Source organism: Candidimonas nitroreducens (assembly GCF_002209565.1).
Classification (GTDB): domain Bacteria; phylum Pseudomonadota; class Gammaproteobacteria; order Burkholderiales; family Burkholderiaceae_B; genus Candidimonas; species Candidimonas nitroreducens.
Genome location: NZ_NJIH01000006.1, coordinates 101,256 through 112,752, shown reverse-complemented (window position 1 = coordinate 112,752; position 11,497 = coordinate 101,256). Strand labels below are relative to the sequence as shown.

Here is an 11,497-nt window from a genome sequence, read left to right as displayed (position 1 = left end):
CAGTGATGCAGAATCCAATCGAAGGGGTGAGTGCAGCCATGAGTCAATTTCTCGAGTTTCACGTTATCCAGAACTTTGCGCCGTCTAACCTCAATCGGGACGATACGGGGGCGCCTAAAGATGCCATGTTCGGCGGGTATCGTCGCGCCCGGATAAGTAGCCAGTGTCAGAAGCGAGCGGTGCGTGAATATGTGCGTATCAATGAGCTCTTGCCTGCTGAAAATCAGGGGATTCGTACCAAGCGGCTGAAAAAATTATTGCTGGAGAAGCTAGTGGGGCGTGATGAGCAAGAGGCAAGCGTCCGGATCGGAGCTGCTTTGGCGGCTGTGGGCTTGACGCTGAAAGACGATTCTACGCAGTACCTCTTGTTTTTGGGGGCTGGAGAGATCGCTGCCATGGCCGAGCTGATTGAGAGGCACTGGGATGTGCTAGGCGTTGCTGCCGATTCCGCGGATGCCAATCCGGCTAAAGAAGCGGCGAAAAAGTCGAAGAAGGATGCCAAAGCTAGCATACCTGCTGAACTACAAAAACAGGCCAAAGCAATTTTCGATGGCGCCAAAGCGGTCGATGTGGCCTTGTTCGGTCGAATGCTGGCCGACTTGCCCGCAGTCAACCAGGATGCTTCATGCCAAGTAGCTCATGCGATTAGTACGCATCAGGTGGAGCGTGAGTTCGACTACTTCACTGCAGTGGATGAAGTGGCGTATGAAGATGCCGGTGCAGGAATGATAGGGCAGGTGGAATTCAATTCAGCTACCTTATATCGCTACGCGGTGCTCGATGTTGGAAAGCTGCTCAATAATCTTCAAGGGGATCGTGAGTTGCTGCTGGCAGCGATTCATGCCTATACACAAGCGGTAGTCCGGGCAATCCCTACGGGTAAGCAGAATAGCTTTGCTGCACACAATGCCCCGGAATTTGTCGGAATTTGTTTGCGCCATGGTACACCCCTGAGCCTAGCTAATGCCTTTCAGAAACCGATCTCAACTCGGCGAAATGACGATTCGTTGACGGCATTGTCAGTGGCTGCCTTGATGCAGTACGAGGGAAAACAGTCTGCTGCTTATGGTGATCCTCAGGATCGCTGGCTGGGGCTTGACCTCACTGGGCGTTGGCCAGAAGACAAAGGTGTGCTGTGCTCTTCTGTGTCGGCGCTAGCGCAACAGGCGTCTGAATTAGTCAACGGATCCTTTGGAGGGTGAGCGTGGCGACCTTGTTGCTTAGACTGCAGGGGCCGCTACAGTCTTGGGGGACGAGCAGTCGGTTCGATGAGCGTGAGACGCAACTAGAACCGTCCAAATCGGGTGTCCTGGGCCTTGTGTGCGCTGCATTGGGGCGTGATCGTCATGAGTTGATCGATGACTTAGCGGCTCTCAGAATGGGCGTTCGAGTGGATCAGGAGGGCCTGCTCATGCGTGACTTTCAAACGGCGACGGGAGTTGCGATTGCCGCGGACGGTAAAGTGCAGCGAGATCGTACAGTGGTCAGCCCCCGATTTTACTTGGCTGATGCGGTATTTCTGGTGGGCTTGCAAGGCGCTGATGCGGCCCTGCTGGAATGCATCCAGTCAGCCTGCCTGCGTCCCGTATGGCCCTTATGCCTGGGGCGCAAAGCGTGCCTACCGTCGGTGCCGGTCTGCTTGTCCGATGGCATCGTTGGTCATGAGTTAGAGCCTGCTTTGTCCCGCTGGCCTGATCTGGTTTCAGGAGCATCGATATCGGAAGATAAGCGGGTCTTGCTGGAGGACGCCGCAGCTGGCTCTGTGCGCCTGGATCAGCCGATTGCCCCTTTTGCGATGCGGCGTTTCGGGCCACGATTCGTTAGAACTACCACCGTTGCTGAACTTCGAGGGGGGTGAACATGTATCTCGCTCGACTGTCGCTTGATTTGAGTGTATCTGCTGTCCGCAGAGACTTGGGAAATTCATATGATATGCATCGAACATTGAGCCGTGCGTTCGTTGCCGAGGAAGGGGATAAGATTGACCGCTTCCTGTGGCGGCTGGATCCCGGTTTGTCCGGCCGCCGACCCGTTGTCTTGATTCAGTCGGAGTCTTCCGGATGCTGGGGTGCAGTGGAGGAGGCTTTAGCGGGCGGGGCTAGCGTCGAGACCCGACAGTTTGATCTAGAGGTGATGTGCGCGAATCATAAGACATTCCGCTTTCGACTATTGGCTAATCCGACTGTCGCCCGGTTGGGTAAGCGGTGGGGGTTGGTGACGGAGGACGCGCAACTTGCTTGGTTAGGTCGTCAAGCTGAGCGGGCTGGCTTCGTCATTAAGGCAGGATTGGTGACAGGTAGTGACGTGCAGCATAGCAGAAAAGAGAAAATACGAATTAGTTTGCGCCGAGCATGTTTTGATGGCATTTTGCAGGTTACAGACAGGTCTGCGTTGCAGCAGGCTGTTCGTGCGGGAGTTGGCCCGGGTAAGGCGTTTGGTTGTGGTCTCTTGAGTTTGGCGCCCTACTGATGCTGCCTCCATTGAAGCCACTACCGATGAAAGATCGCGTGTCTATGGTGTTCGTTCAATATGGACAGATCGATATCAAGGATGGCGCCTTTGTCGTTATAGACCAGAACGGTATACGTACGCATATCCCTGTAGGCTCGGTGGCCTGCATTATGCTGGAGCCTGGCACTCGGATATCGCATGCGGCCATTCATTTGGCGTCGTTGGTTGGCTCGTTGCTGGTCTGGGTAGGAGAAGCGGGGGTACGCTTATACGCAAGTGGGCAGCCGGGTGGAGCGCGGGCAGATCGGCTCTTGTACCAGGCAAAATTGGCTCTGGACGACGATTTGCGCCTGAAAGTCGTACGCAAGATGTACGAGTTCCGATTTCAAGAGCCCGCGCCGGCAAGAAGAAGTGTGGAACAGCTTCGCGGGATTGAAGGCGCGAGGGTGCGTGAAATATACAAGCAACTGGCCAGGCAGTATGGTGTCCAATGGCAAAGTCGCAATTATGACCGTCATCAATGGGATGCGGCAGATATTCCCAATCGTTGCCTCTCCGCTGCAACCGCATGCCTCTATGGTATTTCCGAGGCCGCTATTCTGGCAGCGGGGTATGCCCCAGCCATTGGGTTTATCCATACCGGCAAGCCTCTTTCCTTTGTTTACGACATTGCTGATCTATTCAAGTTCGAGACGGTTGTTCCGCTAGCCTTTCGTGTCGCGGCAAAGTCTCCTGTGGAACCCGAACGCGAGGTTCGTTTGGCTTGTCGTGATTTATTCAGAACCAGCAAGATACTTGAAAAGATAATTCCAACTATAGAAGAAGTCCTGGCGGAGGGAGGCATCTCTCCACCAGAGGCACCCATAGAGTCAGTCCCTCCGGCGATTCCCAATCCAGAAACTATTGGTGAGGCGGGGCATAGGACACAGTAATGAGTTTCCTGACAGTGGTGACGGAAAATGTTCCTCCCCGATTGCGTGGGCGTATTGCCATCTGGCTGCTGGAGGTGAGGGCGGGGGTATATATCGGAGATGTGTCCAAACGGACGCGCGAGATGGTTTGGGAGCAACTGGCTGAAGGGCATGAAAATGGCAGCGTTGTAATGGCGTGGGCTAGCAACAACGAGTCTGGCTATGAATTCCAGACTTTGGGGCCTAGCCGGCGCATGCCTATTGACTTCGATGGCCTTCGCCTCGTCGCGTTTCATCCCTTGGATGGCCATGAAACCGGGTGATTAGAAAAGAAGCCCTTTAACAAAATAATTGGTAGAATCTTTAGCGCCTATTTAATATAGTAAAAACAATAGGTTAAATTAAGTCTGTTCCCTACGTGCGTAGGGATGAACCGTCAGAATGTGCATCCGGGCCATCATCACGAGGCTGTTCCCTACGTGCGTAGGGATGAACCGTTGTTGATGCCTTCGGACATTCGTGCCGGTGTCTGTTCCCTACGTGCGTAGGGATGAACCGCACCGGACACAAGCATGTTCGGCGTACCGTAGCTGTTCCCTACGTGCGTAGGGATGAACCGCCAAACGAACCACAGACGCCTCAGCGGCATTCCTGTTCCCTACGTGCGTAGGGATGAACCGCGTCAGCGGATTGGCGGTTTTGCCGATATCCACTGTTCCCTACGTGCGTAGGGATGAACCTGCGGGCGTGGATGGAGCATGGCGCCATACCCTATCTGTTCCCTACGTGCGTAGGGATGAACCGACGGTGCCAAGGCGGTCATCAAGATCGGACGCCTGTTCCCTACGTGCGTAGGGATGAACCTCGCTGCTTGCAGCGATTCGGGCTGGGGCTGCCCTGTTCCCTACGTGCGTAGGGATGAACCGACAGAACAAAAACAATTCTGGCAGTTCGAGAACTGTTCCCTACGTGCGTAGGGATGAACCGTGGGTCAGGGCGGCGGAGAACTTCCCACCTTTTCTGTTCCCTACGTGCGTAGGGATGAACCCGAGCGCTCCATCGTCTTGGCGCCCGACAGCCCCTGTTCCCTACGTGCGTAGGGATGAACCGGCATCTTCAGCCATCGCAAAATCGCGTCAGACCTGTTCCCTACGTGCGTAGGGATGAACCGGCAGAGCCAACAGCCTGCATAGCATCACCAAACTGTTCCCTACGTGCGTAGGGATGGATCAATGGAATGCATTGTTGGGCTCGTCCCAATATCAGCGGTCGGTGCAGCAGCCTATCCCGGCATTATGTGTCTAGAGTAGAACTGGAGATGTATCGTCAGTGGCTTGGCCCCAGATTTAATGTTGAGAGGAAAAACCGATGATTGAAACGTTGTCATGGAGAAGCACCTGACGCATTAGTATCCGGCACCTTCTCCTCCGAAGTAAAATCCCTGGCTCAACAAATAGGCAAGCAATCCTGCAACGAGACACCCCATGAGCGATTTTGACGAGATCCTTTATCTGCTGAACAAACAGGGTTGGGCGGTATCGGATACCGCTGTACCCGGCGCTTGGCACGCCAGCCTGCTGGAGCAAGCGCAGCGGCTATGGGTTGCGGGAGAGTTCTCGGGCGGGGAGATCGGGCGTGGCGCCAATGATGCGCGCCAGCCGGCGGTTCGCGGGGATGCCATTTGCTGGGTGGAGCCGGATTCGGCGCTGGCGCAGCATCCGTTTTTCGAGTGGATGACAGGGCTGCGTGAAGCGCTGAACAAGAGCTATGACATGGGGCTGCGCAGGCACGAGTTTCACTTCGCTCGCTACGACGATGGGGCTGGCTACAAGAAGCATATCGACCAGCATCGGGGCACCAACTATCGAAAAATCTCCATCGTGTTCTATCTGAATTCCGATTGGGATGAGGCGAATGGGGGTGAGTTGTGCCTGTATGACCCGTATAACATCGATGCCGAGATTGGGCGTTTTGCGCCGCTGGGCGGGCGTTTGGCGGTTTTTGTCAGCGGTTATATGCCGCATGAGGTGTTGCCGAGCCGGGCGACTCGATGGAGCCTTACCGGCTGGATGCGCACCGACGATTTGATACGTGCCTGAGGCGGTTCGTTTGATGGCCTTGCTGCGCGTACGCCTTCGGCCATCGGTCGTTCCATAGCCCCTTTTGGCTATTGAGGCTGAAAGGGGACGGCGACGCGGGACTGCGACGCAAGATCGAGAGGTGCGATGCCTGCTTATCCGATCCTGGCCTCTCGATTCCACGGCATCTTCGTCAGCACGCGCGCCATGCCGCAGAACCCTGAAATGCCTGCGAACACCAGCCCGGCGCCGACAAACGCCGATAGCAGGTGAAACCAGGGCGAGGCCACGGCGCCCAGGATTGCACCGAGCAAGACTATTGAACCGGCGGCGATCTGAACCTGGCGCTGCAGTTCCAGTGGCCTGGACTTGTCGATTTCCAGCGGCAGCCCTGCTTTTTTCCATGCGTCCAGGCCGCCTTCCAGCATGTAGGCATCGCACTTGGCGCAAGCCTGTAGCGCTTGCGCATTGGCGCGCGTGCGGGCGCCGGAGCGGCAATGGAAGATGACGGCCGTGGCGCCGTCCAGTCGCTGGGCGCCGCCGGCCAGCTGCTGCATGGGAATATGGCGGGCCTTGCCGATACGTTCGCGGGCGTATTCGTCGGCGCCGCGGATGTCGACGAGCACGGCGCCCTGATCCAGCAGGGCTTGCGCCGCTTCGGGGGTAATGGATTTCAGCGACATGGATTCGTGCTCCGGGGATAGTTGATCGGTATCTGGAAATGTAGGGCTATATGCCTGGACGAGGCTGACTAAATGAAGAAGTGGGCGGCCGGATGGCGGGTCATGGGCAGAAGATGGACTTGAGCGTGGCAACGAGTTTGGCGACGTCCGGGTTGTCGATACGGTAGTGCAGGGTCTGGGATTCCCGCCGGTATGTCACCAGTCCTTCTTCGCGCATCTTCGCCAGATGCTGCGACAGCGCGGATTGGCTGAGGGCGATCTGTGCGAGTAGTTCACCCACGGTCAATTCTTCATGCTCGATCAGCAGGCAAAGCACCAGTAGGCGGTGCTCGTTGCCGACTGCCCGCAGCATCGCAGTGGCCTTGGCGGCTCCCTCTATGTAGAACTGCCGGTCTTTATTTTTCTTCTGTGCCATGTCTTTAGGTGGGACGAAATGTGCCAAAAAAATTAGATTCTGCTAATTTAGAATATTCTAATCTTTTTTTATTAGAGGGACATCTAATTTCTGCGCCTGTACCTATCTACCCATCCTTCATTGAGCGCCGAGATTGCCTTCCAACCCCAGCAACTACTCCGTCCTTCATCCCGACCCGCCAGCGTATCCGGTAGGTGCGCCTGACTTGTCTGCCACACGGCGGCAGGGTGCCACGGTGGGAAGAGGATCCCCGCCATTGGCGGCGCGAGCGGCGTGCATGGCCTTGGGGCGACCGATCCGGGCGTAGCTGCGGATCTGATCGAAGGCTAGGCGTTGAGCCGATAGATATTGAGCGACGCCCGGGTTCAGGAACCGCGTGCGGCAGCCTGGGATCGGCTGATCGCCTTTCGCGCCACTTGGGCGATACCGGCCAGGAATACGTCGATTGCTGCATCCATGATCTGTTCCGGGTCACGTATGTCCTGGTCGTACACGAAGCGGCGCACGCAGATGTAGAGTACTTGGCCTTGCAATCCCCACACCGCATCGCGCTCGAGCGAAGAGAGCGGGACGGTTGCGGGATCCGCCAAGCGGTACTCGCGCCGAATGGCGATGCAGATCGGCTCTATCACGCGCACCTCGAGCAGTTTCAGGTAGCGGCTTTTGATGTTGACGCCGCGCAGACCCGCAAAGAAGAAGATGCGTACCCACTCGTACGAGTAGATCACTGAAAGATAGCTCTTGTAGAAACCGCGCAGGCGGTTTCGAAGAGTTTGTGAATCATCGAGCAGCAGGTGTTCCCAATCGGCTTGCCAGCGGCCGACATAGACCTGCTGGTAGACCTGCTCCACCAAGTCGTCCTTGGTGGGGAAATAGCGGAACAGCAACGAATTGGTGATGCCCAGGCGTGAGGCGAGTTCGCGTGTCTGCCCATGAAAGCCGGCTTCGGCGAAGTACCGGATCGCGCCATCCAGGATCATTGCCTGCCGCTCGTCGGGGCGTAGCCGCCTGCGTATCGTCGTCGCTGCAACCGGCTCGGTTTGCTTGGACGAGGGTGTTCGTGATCGCGAACTGGTTGATGGCATATTCAAATGGAAGGCTGGATGGAGAACAGGAACATTCTGTATTGACAGATTCTCCCACACCTCTATATGATGAGCAAATGCTCAATTAATAATATTTATGCCAGGAAGACTCATGACCAAGCGATTTGACCAAGACAAGTTCAAGATGGCACATCTGCGCGAGGTGGCCGAGCGATGCAGCAATTGGGGCCGATGGGGCCCCGACGACGAAATGGGCACGCTGAACTTCATTGGGGCTGAGGCAGTGATCGGAGCCGCTGGCCTCGTCCGCAAGGGCAAGGTCTTCTCGCTGGGATTGAATTTCGATCGCGAGGGGCCGCAAAAAGGCCTCTGGGGCAATCGCTACAACCCCATCCACGTGATGCTTGCGACGGGCACGGATGCGGTGGTCGGCAACCAGGATTCGGGGGGATTGCGGTTCGCGGACGACGCGGTTTCTATGCCGCTGCAGTGCGGAACGCAGTGGGATGCGCTCGGGCATATCTTCTATGACGACAAAATGTGGAACGGCTATGATGCGCGGCTGGTGGATGCCGGCGGCGCGCAAAGGAACGGGATCGAAAAGGTCAAGGATCGCATGGTCGGCCGCGGCGTACTTCTTGATGTGGCGAGATATCTCGGCCGGTCGTCGCTCGATGATGGCGAGGCGATCACCATCGAGGATCTCGACCTCACGGCTAAATGGCAAGGTGTACAGGTGCGCCGCGGCGATTTCGTAATCGTGCGCACGGGGCACATGGAACGCTGCCTGGAGGAAAAGGAATGGGGAGGCTATGCGGGTGGTTCGGCGCCCGGCCTTTCCTTTGATACGGCGGAATGGATCCACCAGAAAGAGATTGCGGCAATTTGTACGGACACTTGGGGTTGCGAGGTTCGCCCGAATGAAACGGACGACTGCACGCAACCCTGGCACTGGGTGGTGATTCCCAAGATCGGGATCACCATGGGTGAAATCTTCTTCCTGAAAGACCTGGCCGAGGACTGCGCGCAGGACGGCATCTATGAATTCATGTTCGTTGCGCCGCCCCTGCCCATTACGCGTGCGGTCGGCTCCCCGATCAACCCCATGGCTATCAAGTAATAGCAATGGCAATAGAAAAGGAGACAGTTCATGGCTAAGAACGTCGAAATGAAGCCCGGCGGCAAGCCGCCGGCGGGGCGGCGGCTTGCCGCTCGACAAGACTCCATCGGTTCCACCGGCAAACGTCGGTTTCTTGCGTCCGCCGCCGCGTTGCTCGCATGGAACTGGCCCGATGCCATGGCGCGGGCGTTTTCTGCCGCGCCTGTGAAGATTATTGTGCCTGTGCCGCCCGGCGGAGCGTCCGATATTCTGGCTCGGCTCCTATCGAAGAGCCTGACGGAAATCTGGCGGAAGCCGGTGATCGTCGAGAATCTCGCGGGAGCCACCGGCATGCTCGGAGGCGCGAAGGTAGCCCGTTCTCAACCGGATGGGCAGACCCTGCTGATGGGATCGAACAGCGGCATGATCGCACCGATGCTGTATTCCAAACCGACTTTCGATCCTTTCCGGGATTTGGTGCCGATCGTCAATGTTGCATGGATGCCGCTGTGCCTGATCGGCGCGACATCGCTGCCGGCGAACGACATCGCGGGCCTGATTGAACTTGTCAAGCGCAGTCCCGGCCGCTATTCGTACGCATCTCCCGGCATCGGCAGCGTTGCCCACCTCGCGATGGAGGAATTTAAGTCGATCGCCGGGCTGAATATAGTCCACGTGCCCTATCGCGGTGCAGCACCCGCGCTGCAGGCGGTGCTGACGAAAGAAGTGGCGCTCGCCTTCGATTCCGTCGTGCAGTCGAGCCCGCACCAGCGGGCCGGCCAGCTCAAGGTATACGGAGTTGCCGGAGAGCACCGGAGCCAGATGCTTGCCGGTGTGCCCACCTTTGCCGAAGCCGGCTTGCACGAGTTCTCGCCATCGCTCTGGGTCGGCCTCTTCGGGCCGTCTGCGATGCCGCCCGCCCTGGTTGCCCAGATCAACCAGGCGGTGGGCACGGCCTTGAATCGTCCCGATATGCAAAGCAAGCTGACCGAGCTGGGCGCGCAGTTCTCGTTGCTCAGTCCGGCCGCCTACAAGTCGTTCGTGCAGGCTGAAGTCGGGCGGGGGCAAAGCGAAATCAAACGTTTGGGCCTGAAAGCGGGCTGATTCCCCGCGTAGCCATGTTTTCGGGCGGAACTCATGCGCCGGTGGCATTTTCTTCGATAAAAAAGAGACAAGTATCATGAGATGGGTGACAAGAGATTTTTTGCATTTCGATCGGGTGGCCTGCGCATGGCTGATCAAGCGTTTTATCGATCCCGCCGCCACTTTTACTTTCGTTCCATGGGGTAGCGAACATACACGCGCACCCGACGCTATTCCGTTCTCCATCCCGGGGACGGCGCTCGGGCCGCACGATGCCCATGGCGCCACTTTTTCCAAGATTCTCGCGGAATATGAGTTGCCCGATCCGACGCTGGCCGAGTTGAGTCGGATCATCGACGCCGGTGTGGCCTATGCATTGCACAGGACATCGCCACAGCCGGATGACGAGTGCGGCCTGCTTTCGCTAGGCCTGCTCGCGGTGTGCGAGGGGCTCCAGCTATTGCATTCTTCCGACGACGACATCGTCGATGCCGCGCTGCCCATTTATGACGCTTTGTATGCACAGCGAAGAGCGCATGGGTTGGTCGAAGCGGGTAACGAGCGGATCCCCGAACAGGAAGGGCGCGGGCCGACTTATCCCACACAGTTTCTCCGCCGGTTGCTGGCAACGCATGGCGTGTTTTCTCATTCACGGGCAGGAGGCTCGAATGGAGTCTAAGTCAATCTCGAAGCGTAACCAAGTCGACGCCGAGGAAGCGGTATCCCCACGGCCGTTGGACGGCGCCCGCAGGCGCTTCGTCGCAAGTGGCGCGCTGCTGGCCCTGCAAGGGGCGTGGGCATTGGCGGCCAGTGCGCAGCCGAAGCGGGAGTTTGGGGGCGCCACGGCGCCGCTTCGTATCGTCGTCCCCGCAAGCCCGGGAGGGCCGATCGATACGCTGGCCCGCAAGATTGCTCAGCGGATCACCGCGCGGTCGGGGAGGGCGGTCATCGTCGATAATCGGCCGGGTGCGATGGGCGTCATCGGTGTCAATACCGTCTTGCAATTCCCGAGCGACGGCAATACCGTACTCATGGCGACCACCGGGACACTGGTGGTTCCGACACTTATCGTCAGGCCGGCGCCTTTCAATTTGTCCGATCTGGCGCCCGTCACCGGCATCACGCAATCCACACTGGTTCTGATTGCCAATTCGTCGGTTCCGGCAAAAACGTTGCCGGAACTGCTGGCCTTGGTCAAGAAGGATCCGTCCAAGTTTGCGGCGGGCAATGCCGGCAAGGGAACCAACGCGGAAATGCTGATAGCGCAACTCGCCGATGGCGCGGGCCTGGATATTCTGCAGGTTCCGTTCAAGGGAGGCATGCCGGCGATGCAAGCGCTTCTGTCCAATGTGGTGCAAATGACGGTCGTGGAATTCAACCAGGCTTTGCCTTTAATGAAGGCTGGCAAAATAAGGATCATTGCCCAGTTCGGCAAACGCAGAATCCAGCAAATCCCCGATGTGCCGACGGTAAGCGAGTTCATGCCGGGCGTGGATGGCTCGCTGTGGATAGGTATGCTTGCCCGTGCCGGTATTCCCGTTGCATCGTTGCAGGCGCTCAGCGGCATGATCCGGGATGTCATGGCCGAAGAGCCCATGCGCCATTGGGTCGACTCGATCGGCGCTCAGGTGGACACCGGCGGGCCGGAGGAGCTTGCCAAGACCATAGCTTTAGACAAGTTGGCCTTTGGCGCGCTTGTCAAGAAATATAACCTGTATGCCAAGTAAGTTA

At 57.6% G+C, this 11,497-nt stretch carries 14 protein-coding genes and 1 CRISPR repeat array; of the genes, 10 read left to right on the top strand and 4 right to left on the bottom strand.

The window, feature by feature from the left end:
* Positions 1–5: 5 nt before the first annotated feature.
* From cas7e to CEY11_RS10760, 6 genes are all read left to right on the top strand, one after another.
* The gene (gene cas7e, locus CEY11_RS10785) at positions 6–1,202 is read left to right on the top strand and encodes a type I-E CRISPR-associated protein Cas7/Cse4/CasC (protein ID WP_233154830.1); all 1,197 of its coding nucleotides are present in this window, start codon (positions 6–8) and stop codon (positions 1,200–1,202) included.
* The gene (gene cas5e, locus CEY11_RS10780; RefSeq protein ID WP_332888365.1) at positions 1,199–1,858 is read left to right on the top strand and encodes a type I-E CRISPR-associated protein Cas5/CasD; all 660 of its coding nucleotides are present in this window, start codon (positions 1,199–1,201) and stop codon (positions 1,856–1,858) included. Before cas7e ends, cas5e begins: the two co-directional genes overlap by 4 nt.
* A gap of 2 nt (positions 1,859–1,860) precedes the next feature.
* A complete protein-coding gene (gene cas6e / locus CEY11_RS10775) occupies positions 1,861–2,469 on the top strand; it encodes a type I-E CRISPR-associated protein Cas6/Cse3/CasE (RefSeq protein WP_088603408.1) in 609 nt (202 codons plus the stop codon).
* Positions 2,470–2,495: 26 nt separating this feature from the next.
* Positions 2,496–3,383 (top strand): type I-E CRISPR-associated endonuclease Cas1e, encoded by an 888-nt coding sequence (gene cas1e / locus CEY11_RS10770; protein ID WP_088603407.1) that lies wholly within the window; start codon positions 2,496–2,498, stop codon positions 3,381–3,383.
* The gene (gene cas2e / locus CEY11_RS10765; RefSeq protein WP_088603406.1) at positions 3,383–3,685 is read left to right on the top strand and encodes a type I-E CRISPR-associated endoribonuclease Cas2e; all 303 of its coding nucleotides are present in this window, start codon (positions 3,383–3,385) and stop codon (positions 3,683–3,685) included. The genes cas1e and cas2e overlap by 1 nt, the downstream gene beginning before the upstream one ends.
* A gap of 84 nt (positions 3,686–3,769) precedes the next feature.
* Positions 3,770–4,593: direct repeats of the CRISPR family, unit length 28 nt; unit sequence CTGTTCCCTACGTGCGTAGGGATGAACC.
* 253 nt (positions 4,594–4,846) lie between these two features.
* Positions 4,847–5,461, top strand: a complete 615-nt coding sequence (locus CEY11_RS10760) for a 2OG-Fe(II) oxygenase (RefSeq protein WP_088603405.1) — start codon at positions 4,847–4,849, stop codon at positions 5,459–5,461.
* 134 nt (positions 5,462–5,595) lie between these two features.
* On the opposite strand, the gene CEY11_RS10755 is transcribed toward CEY11_RS10760, so the two are convergent.
* From CEY11_RS10755 to CEY11_RS10740, 4 genes are all read right to left on the bottom strand, one after another.
* Positions 5,596–6,123 (bottom strand): rhodanese family protein, encoded by a 528-nt coding sequence (locus CEY11_RS10755; protein ID WP_088603404.1) that lies wholly within the window; start codon positions 6,121–6,123, stop codon positions 5,596–5,598.
* A 100-nt stretch (positions 6,124–6,223) separates the two neighbouring features.
* Entirely contained in the window at positions 6,224–6,538 is a 315-nt protein-coding gene (locus tag CEY11_RS10750; protein WP_088603403.1) for an ArsR/SmtB family transcription factor, read from the bottom strand.
* A gap of 165 nt (positions 6,539–6,703) precedes the next feature.
* Complete coding sequence (locus CEY11_RS26075; protein ID WP_408608119.1) at positions 6,704–6,835, bottom strand: MGMT family protein; 132 nt, start codon at positions 6,833–6,835, stop codon at positions 6,704–6,706.
* Positions 6,836–6,903: 68 nt separating this feature from the next.
* The gene (locus CEY11_RS10740) at positions 6,904–7,518 is read right to left on the bottom strand and encodes a TetR/AcrR family transcriptional regulator (protein WP_158215279.1); all 615 of its coding nucleotides are present in this window, start codon (positions 7,516–7,518) and stop codon (positions 6,904–6,906) included.
* Positions 7,519–7,735: 217 nt separating this feature from the next.
* On the opposite strand from CEY11_RS10740, the gene CEY11_RS10735 reads away from it, so the two are divergent.
* The 4 genes from CEY11_RS10735 (at position 7,736) to CEY11_RS10720 (ending at position 11,493) form a co-directional block, all read left to right on the top strand.
* The gene (locus CEY11_RS10735; RefSeq protein WP_088603400.1) at positions 7,736–8,704 is read left to right on the top strand and encodes a cyclase family protein; all 969 of its coding nucleotides are present in this window, start codon (positions 7,736–7,738) and stop codon (positions 8,702–8,704) included.
* Positions 8,705–8,734: 30 nt separating this feature from the next.
* Positions 8,735–9,787 carry a Bug family tripartite tricarboxylate transporter substrate binding protein gene (locus CEY11_RS10730; RefSeq protein WP_088603399.1) on the top strand — a complete coding sequence of 351 codons (1,053 nt, stop codon included), beginning with the start codon at positions 8,735–8,737 and terminating at the stop codon, positions 9,785–9,787.
* 76 nt (positions 9,788–9,863) lie between these two features.
* The gene (locus CEY11_RS10725; RefSeq protein WP_088603398.1) at positions 9,864–10,445 is read left to right on the top strand and encodes a chromate resistance protein ChrB domain-containing protein; all 582 of its coding nucleotides are present in this window, start codon (positions 9,864–9,866) and stop codon (positions 10,443–10,445) included.
* The gene (locus CEY11_RS10720) at positions 10,399–11,493 is read left to right on the top strand and encodes a Bug family tripartite tricarboxylate transporter substrate binding protein (RefSeq protein WP_158215278.1); all 1,095 of its coding nucleotides are present in this window, start codon (positions 10,399–10,401) and stop codon (positions 11,491–11,493) included. The genes CEY11_RS10725 and CEY11_RS10720 overlap by 47 nt, the downstream gene beginning before the upstream one ends.
* Positions 11,494–11,497: the final 4 nt, after the last annotated feature.